Annotated in this window: 14 protein-coding genes and 1 pseudogene; 9 read left to right on the top strand and 6 right to left on the bottom strand. The window is 73.4% G+C overall.

The window, feature by feature from the left end:
• Positions 1-49: 49 nt before the first annotated feature.
• From AMK33_RS43310 to AMK33_RS27905, 4 genes are all read left to right on the top strand, one after another.
• On the top strand, positions 50-1,075 hold the full coding sequence (locus AMK33_RS43310; protein ID WP_073935731.1) for a helix-turn-helix transcriptional regulator: 1,026 nt from the start codon (positions 50-52) through the stop codon (positions 1,073-1,075).
• The gene (locus AMK33_RS27915) at positions 1,072-2,226 is read left to right on the top strand and encodes a hypothetical protein (RefSeq protein WP_201263094.1); all 1,155 of its coding nucleotides are present in this window, start codon (positions 1,072-1,074) and stop codon (positions 2,224-2,226) included. Before AMK33_RS43310 ends, AMK33_RS27915 begins: the two co-directional genes overlap by 4 nt.
• Entirely contained in the window at positions 2,223-4,976 is a 2,754-nt protein-coding gene (locus tag AMK33_RS44125) for a multicopper oxidase domain-containing protein (protein WP_079194992.1), read from the top strand. The genes AMK33_RS27915 and AMK33_RS44125 overlap by 4 nt, the downstream gene beginning before the upstream one ends.
• Positions 4,977-5,093: 117 nt before the next feature.
• Complete coding sequence (locus AMK33_RS27905) at positions 5,094-5,519, top strand: putative zinc-binding protein (RefSeq protein WP_073935730.1); 426 nt, start codon at positions 5,094-5,096, stop codon at positions 5,517-5,519.
• 95 nt (positions 5,520-5,614) lie between these two features.
• Here AMK33_RS27905 and AMK33_RS27900 read toward each other — a convergent pair whose 3' ends face one another.
• From AMK33_RS27900 to AMK33_RS27885, 4 genes are all read right to left on the bottom strand, one after another.
• The gene (locus AMK33_RS27900) at positions 5,615-6,463 is read right to left on the bottom strand and encodes a DUF5336 domain-containing protein (protein ID WP_073935729.1); all 849 of its coding nucleotides are present in this window, start codon (positions 6,461-6,463) and stop codon (positions 5,615-5,617) included.
• A gap of 158 nt (positions 6,464-6,621) precedes the next feature.
• Positions 6,622-7,575, bottom strand: a complete 954-nt coding sequence (locus tag AMK33_RS27895) for an N-acetylmuramoyl-L-alanine amidase (RefSeq protein WP_073935728.1) — start codon at positions 7,573-7,575, stop codon at positions 6,622-6,624.
• 18 nt (positions 7,576-7,593) lie between these two features.
• The gene (locus tag AMK33_RS27890) at positions 7,594-8,244 is read right to left on the bottom strand and encodes a class I SAM-dependent methyltransferase (RefSeq protein ID WP_073935727.1); all 651 of its coding nucleotides are present in this window, start codon (positions 8,242-8,244) and stop codon (positions 7,594-7,596) included.
• 100 nt (positions 8,245-8,344) lie between these two features.
• Positions 8,345-10,081 (bottom strand): MFS transporter, encoded by a 1,737-nt coding sequence (locus AMK33_RS27885; RefSeq protein ID WP_073935726.1) that lies wholly within the window; start codon positions 10,079-10,081, stop codon positions 8,345-8,347.
• 225 nt (positions 10,082-10,306) lie between these two features.
• On the opposite strand from AMK33_RS27885, the gene AMK33_RS27880 reads away from it, so the two are divergent.
• The 3 genes from AMK33_RS27880 (at position 10,307) to AMK33_RS27870 (ending at position 13,203) form a co-directional block, all read left to right on the top strand.
• The gene (locus AMK33_RS27880; RefSeq protein ID WP_073935725.1) at positions 10,307-10,570 is read left to right on the top strand and encodes a WGxxGxxG family protein; all 264 of its coding nucleotides are present in this window, start codon (positions 10,307-10,309) and stop codon (positions 10,568-10,570) included.
• A gap of 163 nt (positions 10,571-10,733) precedes the next feature.
• Positions 10,734-12,164 carry an MFS transporter gene (locus tag AMK33_RS27875; protein ID WP_073935724.1) on the top strand — a complete coding sequence of 477 codons (1,431 nt, stop codon included), beginning with the start codon at positions 10,734-10,736 and terminating at the stop codon, positions 12,162-12,164.
• A gap of 178 nt (positions 12,165-12,342) precedes the next feature.
• A complete protein-coding gene (locus tag AMK33_RS27870; protein ID WP_073935723.1) occupies positions 12,343-13,203 on the top strand; it encodes a MaoC family dehydratase in 861 nt (286 codons plus the stop codon).
• A 69-nt stretch (positions 13,204-13,272) separates the two neighbouring features.
• Here AMK33_RS27870 and AMK33_RS42985 read toward each other — a convergent pair whose 3' ends face one another.
• Both AMK33_RS42985 and AMK33_RS27865 read right to left on the bottom strand, forming a co-directional pair.
• A complete protein-coding gene (locus tag AMK33_RS42985) occupies positions 13,273-13,440 on the bottom strand; it encodes a hypothetical protein (protein ID WP_167748596.1) in 168 nt (55 codons plus the stop codon).
• A 670-nt stretch (positions 13,441-14,110) separates the two neighbouring features.
• Positions 14,111-15,319 (bottom strand): annotated as a pseudogene (locus tag AMK33_RS27865) (hypothetical protein); the annotation flags it as partial.
• Positions 15,320-15,530: 211 nt separating this feature from the next.
• On the opposite strand from AMK33_RS27865, the gene AMK33_RS27860 reads away from it, so the two are divergent.
• A complete protein-coding gene (locus tag AMK33_RS27860) occupies positions 15,531-16,388 on the top strand; it encodes a Nif3-like dinuclear metal center hexameric protein (protein ID WP_073935722.1) in 858 nt (285 codons plus the stop codon).
• Positions 16,385-17,128: a zinc ribbon domain-containing protein gene (locus AMK33_RS27855; protein WP_201263095.1), complete on the top strand. Its 744-nt coding sequence runs from the start codon at positions 16,385-16,387 to the stop codon at positions 17,126-17,128. The genes AMK33_RS27860 and AMK33_RS27855 overlap by 4 nt, the downstream gene beginning before the upstream one ends.
• The last annotated feature ends 9 nt before the right edge of the window (positions 17,129-17,137 follow it).

Genomic DNA, 17,137 nt, shown 5'->3' with positions numbered 1-17,137 from the left:
GACGACCCGTCCGAACGGCGCGGGCCGATGCCTGCAATATAGTACGGACATGACCGTGGAAAATAACGGCCCGCTTCCCGGCAGCGGATCGCACCGCGTCCCGCTCTCCCGGCAGCGGCGCGGTGTCCTGCAGTACCTGCGCGGACAGTCCGGTTCCGTCACCGCCACCGCGCTCGCCCAGGTGTGCGCGCTGCACGTCAACACCGTCCGCGAGCACCTGGACGCCCTGGTGGACGACGGTCTGGCCGCCCGCGAGCGGTCCGCCCCCGCCGGGCGCGGCCGTCCCGCCTGGCGCTACCGGGCCCGCCCGCCGCAGGAGTCCCCCGCGCGGGAGTACGCGGGGCTCGCCGCCGTACTGGCCGCGCGGATCGCCCGTACCAGCGCCGATCCGCGCGGGGACGCCCTCGCCGCGGGCGAGGACTGGGGGCGGGTCCTGACCGACGGGCAGGAACCGTCGGCGGATCCGAGGGAGGCGAGGGAACGGCTGCTGGACCTCCTCGGAGAGATCGGCTTCGCCCCGGAGGCCGACGCGGAGGCGCGCGAAGTACGGCTGCCGCGCTGCCCCTTCGTCGAGACGGCCCGTGAGCATCCCGGCGTCATCTGCGGCGTCCACGAAGGACTGGCCCGGGCCGCCCTCGGCGCCCTGGGCGAGAACTCCCAGGAGATCGAACTACTGCCCTTCGCCGAACCCGGCGCCTGCCGCCTCCACCTGGACACGGACCCTGCGCCGGGCGCCGGGACCCGGTCGGATGTCGACCTCGCGCCGGGCACCGGAACTCCGTCGGATGCCGGTCCTGTGCCGGACAGCGGTCCCGTGCTGGATGCCGGTCCTGTGCCGGGTGCCGGTCCTGTGCCGGGTGCCGGTCCTGTGCCGGGCGTCGGTCCCGTGCCGGGCACCGGAACTCCGTCGGATGCCGGTCCTGTGCCGGACAGCGGTCCCGTGCCGGGTGCCGGGGCACCGTCGGGCGCTGGCTCTGGCTCTGTGCCGGATACCGGTCTCGTGCCGGACGCCGGCCCCCCGCCAGCCGCCGCCCCCGAGCGGCGGAGCGGCATCGAGTCCGGGGAGACCCCGTGATCCCCGTGATCCCCGTGACCCCCGTCACCCCGGCCGCCCGGCGCGTGGGCGCACGCCGTGCGCCCCTGTTGCTGGCCGCCGGTGTCTGTCTGCTCGCCGGTCTCGATGCCGCTCTCGTTCTGCTCGGGCTCCCCGCCCCGTTCACCAGTGACCGTCTGCGCCAGGTGCACGGGGTGCTGCTGGTGCTGGGCTTCGTCGGCACGCTGGTGGCGTTGGAGCGGGCCGTCGCGCTGGGCGGGCGGTGGCCCTACCTCGCACCTGGCGCGCTCGGCGCCGGAGGGCTGCTGCTGCTCGCCCCCGTGGACCTTGCCGTCCCGCGGCTGCTGCTCGTCGCCGGGGCCGCCGTACTGACCGCGCTGTACGTGCGGTTCTGGCAGCGGCAGCCGGGCGCCGCCCTGCTCGCCCAGGCGGCGGGCGCCGTGTCGGCGCTCGGCGCGGCACTGCTGTGGCTGGGCGGACTCGACGTCCCGCGCCTGCTTCCCTGGCTGGTCGCGTTCCTCGTGCTGACCATCGCGGGCGAGCGGCTGGAACTCGCCCGGGTGGCCCTCCTGGCGCCCCGCGCGGAACCAACCTTCCTGGCCTGCGTCGGCGCCGTCGCCACCGGCGTCGTCACCACCCTGATGTGGCCGGCCACCGGCACGCTCCTGCTCGGCGCGGCCCTGCTCGCGCTGGTCGCCTGGCTCGTCGTGCACGACGTCGCCCGCCGGCTGCTGCGTTCCACGGGACTGCCCCGCTTCTCCGCCGCGTGCCTGCTCGCCGGGTACGCGTGGCTGGGCCTCGCCGGCGCCCTGTGGCTGCTGGGCGGCCCGGTCGCCGAGGGGAGCCGTTACGACGCCGTGGTGCACGCCGTGTTCCTCGGCTTCGTGATGTCGATGATCATGGCGCACGCCCCGGTGATCCTGCCGGCCGTACTGCGCCGCCCCCTGCCCTACCACTCCGGGCTCGCGGTGGCGGCCTGGCTGCTGCACGGCTCCCTCGCCCTGCGCGTGGTGGTCGGCGACCTGCGGGACGTCCGAGGGGCGTGGCAGCTCGGCGGGGCGCTCAACATCGCCGCGGTCCTGCTGTTCGTCCTGACGGCGGCGACCGCGTCGGTGACCGCCGGCCGACGCGCCGCCTCCGCCACCCCCGCCGACTCGAGGAACCCCCGGTGACCACGCAGCTCTCCTCCCCCACGGCGAACGGCCCCGCTCCGAAGCCGCCCGGACGCTCACCACGCGCCCTGTGGCACCTCGGCGTGAACGCCGTCGTGGTGGTCTGGCTGGGGCTGTTCGCCGTGGTCGGGAGCGCCCACCACTTCCTGCCGCACGCCTTCTGGCTGCTCGTCCACACCCTGCTGCTCGGGGCGGTCACCAACGCCGTCGTCATCTGGTCGGGGCACTTCGCCGCGTCCGTGCTCCGGCTGCCGGAGGCGAACCGGGGCGCCCCCGCCGCGCTGCGGCTGGTCTGCCTGAACGCCGGAGCCGTCGCCGTCATCGGCGGCATGTTCACCGACCGGTGGCCCGTCGTGCTCGTCGGCGGCTGTCTGGTCGCGGCCGCCGTCACCGCCCACGCCGTGTGGCTGGTACGACTGCTGCGGCGGGCCCTGCCCGGCCGGTTCTCCATGACCGTGCGCTACTACACAGCCGCCGCCGCCCTGCTGCCCGTGGGTGCCGCGCTGGGCGTCGTCATGGCCCGCGGCGAACTCGGCGGTGACCTCCCGGAACGGCTGCTGCTCGCACACGAGATGATCAACCTGCTCGGCTGGGTCGGCCTCACCGTGGCCGGAACGCTGATCACCCTGTGGCCGACGATGCTGCGCACCCGGGTGGCGGACGGCGCGGAACGGGCCGGACGCCGCGCCCTCCCCGTGCTGCTCGCCGGGCTCGGCGCGGCCGTCGCCGCCGCGCTGCTCGGCCCCCCGCCGCTGGCCGCTCCCGGTGTCGTCGTCCACGCCGCCGGACTGGTGATCGCCGGCATCCCCTGGGTGCGCGAGGCCCGGGCCAAGGTCCCGCGTTCCTTCGCCGCCTGGTCGGTGGCCGCGGGCAGCCTCTGGCTCGCGGGGGCACTGCTGTTCCTGGCCGGCACCCTCCTCTCCACGACGTCCTGGATCACGGTGGGGGAGCGTACGTCGTTGCTCACCGCCCCGCTCGCCGCCGGCTGGATCGCCCAGGTGCTGCTCGGCGCCCTCGGTTTCCTCGTCCCCGTGGTCCTGGGCGGCGGCCCCACGGCGGTACGCGCCGCCACCGCCGGACTCGAACGGGCCTGGCCCGCCCGGCTGACCGTCACCAACACCGCGCTGCTGCTCTGCGTCCTCCCGGTACCGTCCGTGGTCCGGGTGATCTGCTCGGTGCTGCTGCTGGTGATGCTGCTGTACTTCCTCGTCCTGCTGGTGCTCACGGTCGTACGGGGCATACGGAACCGCCGGAAGGGGACGGCCGGACCGGCCCCCGCGGCCGAGCCGGTACCCGCGCCCGGACCGGCCCCCGCGGAGGCGCCGGCGCGCCCGCACCGCGTGCTCGGGGGCGTGGCCTTCGGGCTCGCCGTGGTGATGCTGGCCGTCGCGGGCGGCGGCGCGGCGGACGTGCGGTCGCTGCCGATCCTGGAACGGTCCGCCGCCACGAGCGCGGACGGCGGGGAGGTGACGCCGACCGGCCGCACGACCACGGTCGAGGTGACGGTACGGAACATGCGCTTCTCCCCGGCCTCCGTCGACGTGCCCGCGGGCGACCGTCTGGTGATCGAACTGCACAACACCGGTACCGACACGCACGACCTGGTGCTGGAGACCGGCGCCCGCACCGACCGGATCGCCCCGGGGAAGCGGGCCACGCTGGACGCGGGCGTCGTCGGCCGGGACCTCGACGGCTGGTGCTCGGTGGTCGGGCACCGGCAGATGGGCATGGTCTTCGGGGTACGGGCCACCGGTGACGGTGACGGCGGTACCACGTCGGAAGGGAGCGAGGAGAACGGGGAGAACGGGGAGACCGCGCACGACCACGGCGGGACGGCATCCGAGGGCACGGGCGAATCCGCCGCGGACGCCTTCGACCCGATGGCCGAACCGGCCGACGGCTTCACCGCCCGCGACGCCCAACTGCCGTCCGCCGCCGAAGGATCCGCTCCCCAGGTGCACAGGCGGACCCTCACCGTGAAGGAGGCGGAGGCCGAAGTCGCCCCCGGCGTACGGCAGACGCTGTGGACTTTTGACGGAACGGCCCCGGGGCCCGTGCTGCGCGGCCGGGTCGGAGACACCTTCGAGATCACCCTCGTCAACGACGGGACCATCGGCCACTCCGTCGACTTCCACGCCGGGGCACTGGCACCGGACGAACCGATGCGCACCATCCAGCCCGGCGAGTCACTGACGTACCGCTTCAAGGCCACCCGCAGCGGGGTGTGGATGTACCACTGCTCGACCATGCCGATGTCCCTGCACATCGCCAACGGCATGTTCGGCGCCGTCGTCATCGACCCGCCCGGCCTGCCGCGCGTGGACCGCGAATACCTCCTGGTCCAGTCGGAGTTCTACCTCGGCGAGCAGAACGGCACCGCCGACGCCGACAAGGTGAACGCCAAGGAACCCGACATGGTCGCCTTCAACGGGTACGCCAGCCAGTACGACCACGACCCGCTGACGGCGAAGACCGGCGAGCGCGTACGGATCTGGGTGCTGACGGCCGGACCGAACGTGCCCAGTGCCTTCCACGTTGTGGGCGGGCAGTTCGACACGGTGTTCCGTGAGGGCGCGTACGACCTGCGGCCGGGCGGTGCGGAACGCGGCGGCGCGCAGATCCTCGATCTAGCCCCCGCGTCGGGCGGGTTCGTCGAGCTGACCCTGCCCGAGGCCGGCGACTACCCGTTCGTCACGCACATCATGAGCGACGCGGAACGCGGTGCGCACGGCATCCTCCGCGTGCGCTGACCGGGCCGAACGGCCCTGGGCCGGCGCCCCGACGGACCCATGTGCCCGTCGGGGCACCGTTCCTAGGCTGGCGGGGAGCGCACCGCGCGATCCCCGCCGCCCCGAGTGAGGCCCTCTGTGAAACGCCGCCGTGATCTGCCGCTCGTCTACTCCTGCTCGGGCTGTTCGAGCGCGGCCCAGATGACCAACTGGATCGCGGTCCAGCTCGACCGGCGCGGCATCGCCGAGATGTCGTGCATCGCGGGCGTCGGCGGGGACGTCCCGAGCCTGGTCCGCAAGGCCCGCGGTGACCGGTCGGTCGTCGCCGTCGACGGATGCGTGCTGCAGTGCGCCCGCAACTGCCTCGCCCGGCACGGCGTCACGCCGGCCGTGCACCACCTCCTCAGCGACGACGGCGTGCGCAAGCGGCCGGGGGAGGACTTCGACCCGGAGCAGGCGGAGCGGGTGCTCGGCGGGCTGATCGAACGGATCAGGGAAGGGACCCGCGGCGTACCGGAACCGGCCGAACCGGCCGAACCGGCAACGGAGTCCGTCGGCCGCTGACCCTTTCCGGGGCTCAGGCCGCGTCCGTCCGGCGGAACGACAACGCCCCCCGCCCGGAAGGGCGGGGGGCCGTGACGAGAAAGGGCCGGGGCCGGTCAGCCGCGCTGGATGCCCGAGGTGTCCTGGAGGACGCCGCGGCGGCCGTCCTGGGTCTGGGCGACGAGGGACGGACCGCGCTGCTCGACCGCCAGGTACCAGGTACCGGGGGCCAGTTCGGCGATCGGCGTGGGCGAGCCGTCCTCAGGGAACAGCGGACGGGGCACCGGCACCGCGAACCAGAACGGCGAGAAGTCACCGGCGGGCGCCGGAGCGGGCTGACCCGGCTGCGGCTGACCCGGCTGGGGCTGGCCCGGGAAGGGCTGCTGCGGCTGACCGGGCTGACCCGGCTGCGGCTGACCGCCGAACGAGGCCTGCTGCGCACCCGGGTAGCCGTAACCGCCGGGCGGCTGAGCGCCGTACGGCTGCGGGGCGGCGGGGCGGGCGGGCGGGAGGAGGGCGCCCTTGAGGGCGGGCACCAGGGGGGTGGCGACGGCGGCGGCGGCCATGACGAGCGTGGCGATGAGGGCCAGGATCAGACCGGTACCGGCGTCGGGGCCGTCGGAGGAACCGGGACCCACGTTGTCGATGCCGCCGGCCACGTCGAAGATGTTGCCGAGGGCGCTCCAGGCGGCGAACACCGTGAAGGCGATGCCGAACTGGCCGAGGTCGAGCCCCGCGACCTTCGGCGGCTGCGGCAGACCACGGGCGACGACGATGAGCGCCGTGCCGATGATGCCCGCCAGCACCACTCCGAGTACGACCGGGCCGCTGCCCCACAGGCTGGGGAGGTCGTAGTCGTCGGGTGCGCCGTCGACGGAGTAGAGGTCGAGGAACGACGCGATGAACAGCAATACCGCTGCTCCGATCACCACGCCGTCGCCTCGAGTGAGGGAGCGGATATTCACTTCAGGTCCTTCGTAGGTCGTCTCGTCGTCGGAAGAGGCGTCGCTGTCACCATGTCGCCCGAAGGTTCCGGTGTGAAGCGCGGGGGTGGCCCCTCATCGTCCGGACGACACTACCGTCCGTGCGATCGGGCTGTCCGCCCGGATCAGCGCGCTGATCCTCACCCGCGCAGGAAACTCACGATTCCGTCGGAAATCCCTTGCGCCGCTTTCTGCCGCCAGGCACCGCTGGTCAGCAGTGCCGCGTCCTTGCTATCGCGCATGTTGCCGCACTCGATGAACACCTTGGGAACCGTTGACAGATTGAGACCGCCCAAGTCCTTACGTGTGACGAGACCGGTACCGTCGCCGACGTAGTTGGAGGGCGCGCTGCCGGTGACGCGGACGAAGTTGCCCGCGATGCGCGTGCCGAGGTCGTCGGACGGCCCGACGATGGCGCGGGTGTCGGCGGCACCGGCGTCGACGGCGCCGGGCAGGATCACGTGGAAGCCGCGGTTGCCGGTGCCCGAGCCGTCCGCGTGGATCGAGACGACGGCGTCGGCCTTCGCCTCGTTGCCGATCCGGGCCCGCTCGTCCACGCACGGTCCGAACGGCCGGTCCCCGTCCTGGGTCAGCTTCACGGTGGCGCCCTGCTTCTCCAGGAGCGTGCGCATCCGGTGGGCGACGTCGAGGGTGAAGTCGGCCTCGGCGTAACCGTCGTTGGTGGACGTGCCGGTGGTGTCGCACGCCTTGCGGTTGGTCCCGATGTCGACCTGGCGGTTGATCTCCGCGGTGTGCTTGAAGTTCTCCGGGTTGTGCCCTGGGTCGATGACGACGACCTTGCCCTCGAGGGGACCGCTCGCGGCGGCGGGGGCGCTCGGCTTCTCGTCCTCGGAACTCGCGGACGGCGCCGGCGACGACGTACGGGACGAGGCGGAAGCGGAAGCAGGTGCGGAGGGGGAGGCGGAAGCGGTGGTGCTCCCCGATCCCTCGTCGTCCCCGGACCCGCCCACCGCGGCGTACACCGCCCACCCGAGCAGCGCGCCCGGCACCAGCGCGGCGAGCGCCACGGTCAGGGGCCCGCGCCGGGACCGTCGGGGCTGGGGCGGATCGAAACCGGGACCTGTGTACGACACGCAGCCACCCTAGCGGTGTCAGATGCCCGTGCCGGTACGGCGCAGTACGCGCAGGGATCCGGTGGCCGAGACCTCGGTGAACGCGCCGGACGCGAGGGCACGGAGGTGGACGCGGTAAGGAGCCTGACCGGTGAACTCGTCCACCGGGTCGGGGAAGACGTCGTGGATGACGAGGAGGCCGCCCTCGGCCACGTGCGGGGCCCAGCCCTCGTAGTCGGCGGTGGCGTGTTCGTCGGTGTGGCCGCCGTCGACGAAGACGAGGGCGAGGGGGGAGGCCCACAGGGCGGCGATGCGCGGGGAGCGGCCGACCAGGGCCACCACGTGCTCCTCCAGGCCCGCCCGGTGCAGGGTGCGGCGGAAGGTGGGGAGGGTGTCCATCAGGCCCAGCTCGGGGTCGACCGTCTCCGGGTCGTGGTAGTCCCAGCCGGGCTGCTGCTCCTCGCTGCCGCGGTGGTGGTCCACGGTGAGCGCGGTGACGCCGGCCGCGCGGGCCGCGTCGGCGAGCAGGATCGTGGAACGGCCGCAGTAGGTGCCGATCTCCAGGAGCGGCAGCCCCAGCCGGCCGGCCTCGGCCGCCGCGGCGTACAGGGCCAGGCCCTCGTCCACGGGCATGAAGCCCTTCGCCGCCTCGAACGCGGCCAGGATCCCGGGCCCGGGTGCCATCGACATGGGGCTTGCCTCTCCCGAGGTCGTACGTGTGTGCACGGGCCCATGCTGCCGTACCCCCTGCGCGGGTGGTGCGACAGGGGGTACCGGCGGGTAACAGGGGTCAGGCGGAGACCGTCTCGCCCGGCAGGGACAGGTCCAGGTCGACCGGGCGTCCGTCGCCCTCGTGGCGGGCCGGGGAGGCGAGCGGGGCGTGGCCGGTGGCGCGGGCGGCCAGGACGTACGGGCCCTGCGCGGGGACGGGGAGGGCGTACGTGCCGTCGTCGGCGGAGACGGTGGCGCCCGCCCGGCGGCCGTGGCGGTCGATCAGGGTGACCTCGGCGCGGGCGACGGGCGCCCCGGTGGCGTCCAGGACCCGGCCCCGGAAGCCGCGCAGGGCCGCCTCCGCGCGCTCCAGGTTCGCGTCCTCCTCGCTGCTCGCCCGGAGCCGCGGGTGCTGCTCCGACGGGCGCCGGCCGGGCAGGAACAGGGCCAGGGCCAGACCCACGGCCACCGCCGCCGTCGCGATCAGGAAGGAGATCCGGAAGCCGTGCGGGGTCGGGATCTCCACCCCGCCCACGGTGTCCGCCGTGTTGGCCAGCACCATGCCGATGACGGCGCTCGACACCGACGTACCGATGGACCGCATCAGGGTGTTGAGGCCGTTCGCCGCGCCCGTCTCCGAGGCCGGCACCGCGCCGATGATCAGCGCGGGCAGGGAGGAGTAGGCGAGGCCGATGCCCGCGCCGATGACCACCGAGGTGACGACGGTCTGCCAGGCGGCGTCCATCAGGCCGAGGCCGCCGCCGTAGCCGATCGCGATGATCACCAGGCCGAGGATGAGGGTGGTCTTCGGGCCGTACCGGGCGGACAGCCGGGCGTAGACAGGGGCGGTGAACATCATCGTCAGGCCCAGCGGGGCCACGCACAGGCCCGCGACCACCATCGACTGGCCGAGCCCGTGACCGGCGGGGAGCTGGAGGAGCTGGGGCAGGACCAGGGAGACGACGAAGAAGGAGACGCCGACCATGATCGACGCGAGGTTGGTGAGCAGGACCTCGCGGCGGGCGGTGGTGCGCAGGTCCACCAGGGGCGCGGGGACGCGCAGCTCCATCAGGCCCCAGAGGAGGAGCACCACGGCCGCCGCGCCGAACAGGCCCAGCGTGGTGCCGGAGGCCCAGCCCCAGTCGCTGCCCTTGGAGACGGGGAGCAGGAACAGCACCAGCCCGGCGGACAGGCCCAGCGCGCCCGGCAGGTCGAAGGTGCCCTTGGCGCGCACCGGGGATTCCGGTACGGCGGTCAGGGTGAGCGCGATCGCGAGGACGCCGAGGCCGGCGGCGCCGAAGTAGAGGGCGTGCCAGTCGGAGTGCTGGGCGACCAGCGCGGCGGCGGGCAGCGCGAGACCGCCGCCGACGCCTATGGAGGAGCTCATCAGGGCCATCGCCGAGCCGAGGCGCTCACGGGGCAGCATGTCGCGCATCAGGCCGATGCCGAGCGGGATGGCGCCCATCGCGAAGCCCTGGAGGGTGCGGCCGGCGATCATCAGCAGCAGGTCGTCGGTGAACGCGCTGACCAGCGCGCCGACCACCATCACCGCGAGACTGGTGACCAGCATGCGCCGCTTGCCGTAGAGGTCGCCGAGGCGGCCCATGATCGGGGTGGCCACGGCGCCGGACAGCAGGGTCGAGGTCAGTACCCAGGTCGCGTCGGCGGGGGTGGTGTCCAGCAGTCGCGGCAGGTCCTTGATGACCGGGACCAGCAGGGTCTGCATCACCGCGACAACGATGCCCGCGAAGGCGAGCACCGGGACCACGGCCCCGCCCGCTCTGCCGGAGGGACGGTCGGTCGTCGTCTGCGTCATGGAAAGGTGCCTCCAGGGCCGGCCGTGTGCGGGGTACGTGCAGACCGAACCCCGTACACCGAGGCAACTATTCCGATGCTTCGAACCACTAACGAATTCTTGACCGTTCCTTTGTAATCAAGAAATTCTCGACATTTATCGCATTCGAGTCTGTTAACTGAAGAAAGGGGCACTACGGACGGTGTGAAAGCGACTGCTGGGACCACTGAGATGAGGGAGACAGCAATGCGCAAATTCCTAGGCACCGTCGTCATCGGCGTTCTCCTCGCCGTCGCCCCGGCCGGCGCGGCGTTCAGCCAGACCACCGAGCAGACGGGCCAGCCGACCACAGCCACGGTCGTACAGGCGCAGGACGACAACAACGACGACGACGGTGGCGGCAACGGCGGGCTGTGGGGCCTGCTCGGCCTGCTGGGACTGGCCGGACTCATTCCCCGTAAGAACAAGCGCGAGCACCACCGGGACACCAGCGGCGCCACCCGCATGTGACGGCCGGCCCCCGCTCCGGCGAAGAATCCCGTCCGCCCCCGGCCGACCGGGGGCGGCGAGTTCGCGCCCGGGCCCGGGGCCGGGTCAGAGTCCGCGCCCGGGTCCGGAGACCTGGTCCACGTCGGACGAAAAGCCGATGCCTGGGCGGGGTCCGGTTGAGAGCATGGCGCACATGCTCGAAACCACCGACACCGCCCGCAGGTCCGCTCGCGCCACACCGCCCATGTGGCTGGTGGTGGGGCTCGCCTGTGCCGGGCAGTTCCTCGTCGTCCTCGACATCTCGGTGGTGAACGTCGCCCTGCCGTCCATGCGCGGCGGGCTGGCGCTCGGCGAGCAGGGCCTGCAGTGGGTGGTGAACGCGTACGCCATCGCCTTCGCCGGCTTCATGCTGCTCGGCGGGCGCGCCGGTGACCTCTACGGGCGCAAGCGGATGTTCCTCGTCGGCCTCGGCCTGTTCACGCTGGCCTCGCTGGCCGGCGGGCTGGCCCAGGACGGCTGGCAGTTGCTGCTGGCGCGGGCCGTGCAAGGACTCGGGGCGGCCGTCCTGGCGCCCTCCACGCTCACCATCGTCACCTCGGCCGTGCCGGAGGGCGCGGCCCGCGCCCGGGCCATAGCGACCTGGACGGCCGTCGGGGCGGGCGGTGGCGCGGCCGGCGGATTCGTCGGCGGGGTGCTCGTGGACGCGCTGTCGTGGCGGTGGGTGCTGCTGATCAACGTACCCGTCGGAGCGCTCGTGCTGGCCGGGGCCGCCCGGTGGCTCACGGAGAGCAGGACCGGGGACGGACGGCGGCTCGACCTGCCGGGCGCGCTGCTGGTGACGGCGGGTCTCGCGACCCTCGCGTACGGCATCTCACAGACCGAGGCCGAGGGCTGGACGGCGGCGGCCACGCTGGTGCCGCTGTGCGCCGGGCTCGTCCTCCTCGCCCTGTTCCTCCTCGCCGAGGCACGGGCCAAGGCCCCGCTGATGCCGCTCGGACTGCTGCGGCTGCGGTCGGTGGCGTCGGCGAACGTGGCGATGCTCATCAGCGGCTCCGCCATGTTCTGCATGTGGTTCTTCATGACCCTGTACGCGCAGAACGTGCTCGGCTACACCCCGCTGGAGGCCGGACTGGCGCTGGTGCCGAGCTCGCTCGCCGTGATCATCGGCTCCAAGCTCGCGCCCCGGCTGATGCGGACGGCGGGACCGCGCACCGTGGCCGTGCTCGGCACGCTGATCGCGGCGACCGGCTTCGGCTGGCAGTCGACGATGACCGCGGACGGGGCGTATCTCACCGCGATCATGTTCCCCGGCATCCTGATGATGCTGGGCGCGGGCATCGCCGCCACCCCGCTGGCCTCGCTGGCCACGTCCGGCGCGGCACCGGAGGAGGCCGGCCTGGTCTCCGGGCTGATCAACACCTCCCGCACGATGGGCGGCTCCCTGGGCCTCGCGATCATGTCCACGATCGCAGCGGCCCACACGGGTCCCACCCGCACCCCACACTCCCTGACGGAGGGCTACGCCCTGGCCTTCCGCACCAGCACGGCACTGCTGGCGGCAGGAGCGGTGGTGATGTGGCTGTGGCTGCCGAGGAGAACGACGGTGCAGGACTGAGCACAACTGCGGGCAGCCACGCCGCCCCAATGCGGGCAATCGTGCCTCCCCCAGTGCCTCAAGCGCCTGGGAGGCACCTCCAGGGCGGCACGGGCGGGCGCGGCGGCACCCGGCAAGCGCCGGCAGAGCGACCCACCCCCGCCCAGCCACAACCACCGGGAACGATGTCAGGAACCCCATGCCCATCGACGCAGCCAAGGCCCTAGCCGCCCCACCCCGCACCACCCACATCTCCTGGACCCCCAAAGACGTCCTCCTCTACCACCTGGGCATCGGCGCAGGCCACCCCACCACCGCCCCCCACGAACTGCGCTACACCCTCGAATCCCGGCTCCACGTCCTACCGAGCTTCGCCACCGTCGCAGGCGGCGGCCCACCCGGCGTGACCGGTGCGCTCTCCCTCCCCGGCATCGACGTGGACCTCGCCCACGTACTCCACGGCGGCCAGTCGCTCACCGTGCACCGCCGCCCCCTGCCGGCCGAGGGCACCGCCACCACCACCGCCCGTATCACCGCCGTCCACGACAAGAACACAGCGGCCGTCCTCGTCATGCGCACCGAGGCCGCCGACGCCGACGGCCCGCTGTGGACCGACGACGCGCGGATCCACGTACGCGGTGAAGGCGGCTGGGGCGGAGACCGCGGCCCGTCCGTGCGGCACGAGCCGCCCACCGGGCGGCCGGACCGGACCCTCGAACGCGCCGTCCGCGAGGACCAGGCCCTGCTCTACCGCCTCTCCGGCGACTGGAACCCCCTGCACGCCGACCCGGAGTTCGCCGCGCGCGCCGGGTTCGAACGGCCCGTCCTGCACGGCCTGTGCACCTACGGCATGACCCTCAAGGCGGTCGTCGACACCCTGCTCGACGGCGACGTCACCCGCGTCCGCTCCTACGCCACCCGGTTCGCCGGGGTCGTGTACCCGGGCGAGACACTGCGGATCCGGATGTGGCGCGGGGACGGCGCGGTGCGGGTGGTCGTCGGTGCCATCGAGCGCGGCGACGCGCCGGTGCTCGCCGATACGACGGTCGAACACGACTGAGCCGGGTCCCGGCCGTCATCGATGACGGCCGGGACCCGGCTCAGTCGCGGACCGGTGTCTGACGTGGTGTCAGGCTGCCGAACCCGCGTACTCGTTCGCCTGTTCCGGCCTACGGTGCCGGCCGCGCGGGGACGCTTCCGCGTCCTGCGTGGAGACCGGGCCCCGGTGCTTGCCGTGTCCGGCAGCGGCCTGCCCGCCCTCGGCGGACTGCGACTCGTTCGTGCTGACGTCGTTCATCGGAAGGAACTCACCCCGTAAACATGATCTTTCCTACAGCCGGGCGAGTGTAACCGGCACACCACCACCCGGATCCAGGCGGCCACGCCGACCGCCACTACTTCGTTACAAGCCGCCCCAAAGGCGCCTGCTGCAAGGGAACGGGACGAGGAGCGGCGGGGGTGCCGTGCGCGGGAAGTCCGGCGTGGAACGGACTCCGCTCGTCGGCCATGTGCTCGACGCAGGGCTGCAGTTGACCGTCCACCATGTGCGCGGTGCACAACGGAAGCCGCCCCTCGGCGATGTGCACGACGTACGACGACAGCCGACCGTCGGTACGCATGGCGTAGGGCGGGAGGAGATCTTCGGCCAGGGGGCCGACGGGGGAGGCGAGCCGGCCTTCGGCCGTGGGCGCGGCGTTGGAGGGGGCCGGGTCATCGTCCATGGGCGCGGTGGCGGACGAGTTGTGGTCTTCGGCCATGGGTTCGGTGGTGGCGAGTCGGCCTGTGGTCATGAGTGCGGCGTTGGAGGGGGTCCGGCCTTCGTTCATGGGCATGGTGTCGGAGGCCGGTCGGCCCTCGGTCGTGAGCCCGGCGGTGAAGGGGGTCCCGTCTTCGTCCATGAGCCCGGCAGCGGATGGGTTTCGCCCACCGGCCACGGGACCGGCCGGAAAAGCGAGTCGGCCTTCGGTCATGGGCGCGGCCGCGGACGGCATCCGGTCTCCGGCCACGGGCCCCACGGCGGAGGAGCGCCGGCCGTCAGGCGCGGAGCCGGGCACGGGTCCGGTTTCCAGCCAGGCGGCGGCGGATGCCGGCCGGCCCGGAGTCTCCCGGAGGTCCACCACCGGACGGACGTCCAACCCCTCCCGCCGCCGCTCCTGCCCGGGCGCCCGCAGCCCGGCCACACCGCACGGCACCGCCCCGGTGGCGTACGGCAGCCGCAGTACCCCGTCCGCGGTCCACAACCCCGCGCCGGCCAACCACCCCGCCGGCGCCGGAAAATGGTGCACCTGCCGTTCCGCCGGCCGCCACACCCCGACCCAGCTGCCGAACGCGCCGTCGACGCGCAGTGCCACCGCGCAGCCCTCCGGCGTCAGCATCTGCCCCGGCTGGATCGCGAACGGCGTGACCGCGCAGTCCGCCAGCCGCAGGCACTCCGGGAAACGCACCGGCAGCGTGCTGCCCAGCACCCCCCAGCCCAGCCGGGCCCGCCCGGGTGACGGCGCGTCCGAGCGGATCAGCAGCAGCCCGCTGTCCGGGTCGGCGAGCAGCACCCGGTCGTCGCTCCCGTCGGCGATCTGCAGCAGCGGGGACATCTCGCCGCCGCGCTCCAGGTCCACCACGACCGCCTTGGTGCGCCCGCCGGTCTCCCGGTCCAGCGCCAGCATCCGCCCCTCGCGGTCCAGCCACACCCCGCCCGAGCAGCGCCCGGGAACCTCCGCGAGCTGCTCGGGCCCGAACGTGCCGCCCGCCACCAGCCACACCACCGTCGACCGCCGGCCCACGGCGAGGGCGTACGCCCGCTCCCCGCCCGGCGCGGGCGGCAGCAGCCGCAGCCGGGTGCCCTCGTCCGGGCACTCGACCGTGCCCAGCGGCAGCTCACCGGTGCCGGGGCCGGTCGGGTACAGCAGGGAGAAGGCGTGCCGTCCGCCCACCAGCCGGTGGATGAGGACCCGCCCGTCGCTCAGGGGCTGCACCTCGGTGCCGGGTTCCTCGGGCTGGTTGCCGGGCAGCGGCACCGCGTAGGGCTCGGGGCCGTCCAGGGTCCAGCGCTCCGGGAAGAAGGAGTCGCCGGCGAGGGCGAGGCGTGCGGCGTAGGAACCGTCGGCGGTGATGGCGCAGCCCGCCCGTCCGGCTCCCTCCTCGTGTCCCGCCGCAGGTTCGATGGCACAGACCGTCATCGTTCGGTCACCTCCGGTGACGAAAGTAGGTCGCGCACGCACAGACGGCGGAGCGGTGGGCCCGCACTTCACACGTAAGGGTGCTCCAGGAACGATTCGCCTGAGGAAGGAGCGGACGTGTGCTCCATGGGTCGTGGTGCCGGCCGTGACGCCGGCCGGCGAGAGCGGCGCCGGTTCGGGCGCACAAGGCCGCCCAGGTAGCCTTGGCAGCGTGCCCCGTCTGTCAGAAGTCATCGCCGCGCTGGAGAACCTGTGGCCCGCCGAGCGGGCCGAGTCCTGGGACGCGGTCGGCACCGTCGTGGGCGAGCCCGACCAGGAGGTCACGCGGGTCCTGTTCGCCGTCGACCCGGTCCGGGAGACCGTCGACGAGGCGGTGAAGCTCGACGCCGACCTGCTGGTCACCCACCACCCGCTCTATCTGCGCGGGACGACCACGGTCGCGGCCTCCACCTTCAAGGGCCGCGTGGTGCACACGCTCATCAAGAACGACATCGCGCTGCACGTCGCCCACACCAACGCCGACACCGCCGACCCGGGAGTCTCGGACGCCCTCGCCGGCGCGCTGGACCTCAGGGTCGTACGGCCCCTGGTGCCGGACCCGACCGACCCCGAGGGCCGCCGGGGGCTCGGCCGTGTCTGCGAGCTGGACCACCCGCTGACCGTCCGCGACCTCGCCGCCCGCGCCGCCGGACGCCTCCCCGCCACCGCGCAGGGCATCCGTGTCGCCGGCGACCCCGACGCGCTCGTGCGTACGGTCGCCGTCAGCGGCGGCTCCGGCGACAGCCTCTTCGACCACGTCCGGGCCGCCGGCGTGGACGCCTTCCTCACCGCGGACCTGCGCCACCACCCGGCCTCCGAGGCCCGCGCCCACAGTCCCCTCGCGCTGCTCGACGCGGCGCACTGGGCCACGGAATGGCCCTGGTGCGAGCTGGCGGCAGCCCAGCTCGACGAGATCTCCGACCGTCACGGATGGGACCTGCGGGTCCACGTCTCGAAGACGGTCACCGACCCCTGGACCGCCCACGCGGCGTCTCCCGCCACCACCGACACATCTGGAGCCCCCAACTGAACGCCGCGCCCGCCGACCAGATCCGACTCCTCGACGTCCAGGACCTCGACGTCCGCCTCCAGCAGCTCGCGCACAAGCGGAGGTCGCTGCCCGAGCACGCCGAGATCGAGTCGCTGAACCGGGACCTCACCCAGCTGCGCGACCTGCTCGTCGCCGCGCAGACCGAGGAGAGCGACTGCGCCCGCGAGCAGACCAAGGCCGAGCAGGACGTCGACCAGGTGCGCCAGCGCGCCGCCCGCGACCAGAAGCGCCTCGACTCCGGTGCCGTCTCCTCGCCCAAGGACCTGGAGAACCTCCAGCGCGAGATCACCTCCCTCGCCAAGCGGCAGGGCGACCTGGAGGACGTCGTCCTGGAGGTCATGGAGCGCCGCGAGTCCGCGCAGGAGCGGGTCGCCGAGCTGACCGAGCGGGTCGGCTCCGTGCAGGGGAAGATCGACGACGCCACCGCGCGCCGGGACGCGGCCGTCGAGGAGATCGACGGCGAGGCGGCCTCGGTGACGAAGGAGCGCGAGGTCGTCGCGGGTTCCGTGCCCGCACCGCTGCTGAGCCTGTACGAGAAGCTGCGCGAGCAGCAGGGCGGCATCGGCGCGGCGAAGCTGTACTCCCGTACCTGCCAGGGCTGCCGCCAGGAGCTCGCCATCACCGAGCTGAACGAGATCCGTTCCGCCGCCCCCGACACGGTGGTGCGCTGCGAGAACTGCCGGCGCATCCTGGTGCGTACGTCCGAGTCGGGGCTGTAAGGGATCCTG

The sequence above is a fragment of the Streptomyces sp. CB02400 genome (assembly GCF_001905725.1).
Taxonomy (GTDB): domain Bacteria; phylum Actinomycetota; class Actinomycetes; order Streptomycetales; family Streptomycetaceae; genus Streptomyces; species Streptomyces atrovirens.
Note: the sequence above shows the minus strand (reverse complement) of the source record. Positions and strands in the feature narration are given on the sequence as shown.

Coding starts and splice junctions, on each gene's coding strand:
- AMK33_RS43310 (WP_073935731.1), top strand. CDS start 50: ATGACCGTGGAAAATAACGGCCCGCTTCCCGGCAGCGGATCGCACCGC.
- AMK33_RS27890 (WP_073935727.1), bottom strand. CDS start 8,244: ATGTCGATGGCACCCGGGCCCGGGATCCTGGCCGCGTTCGAGGCGGCG.
- AMK33_RS27885 (WP_073935726.1), bottom strand. CDS start 10,081: ATGACGCAGACGACGACCGACCGTCCCTCCGGCAGAGCGGGCGGGGCC.
- AMK33_RS27880 (WP_073935725.1), top strand. CDS start 10,307: ATGCGCAAATTCCTAGGCACCGTCGTCATCGGCGTTCTCCTCGCCGTC.
- AMK33_RS27875 (WP_073935724.1), top strand. CDS start 10,734: ATGGCGCACATGCTCGAAACCACCGACACCGCCCGCAGGTCCGCTCGC.
- AMK33_RS27870 (WP_073935723.1), top strand. CDS start 12,343: ATGCCCATCGACGCAGCCAAGGCCCTAGCCGCCCCACCCCGCACCACC.
- AMK33_RS42985 (WP_167748596.1), bottom strand. CDS start 13,440: ATGAACGACGTCAGCACGAACGAGTCGCAGTCCGCCGAGGGCGGGCAG.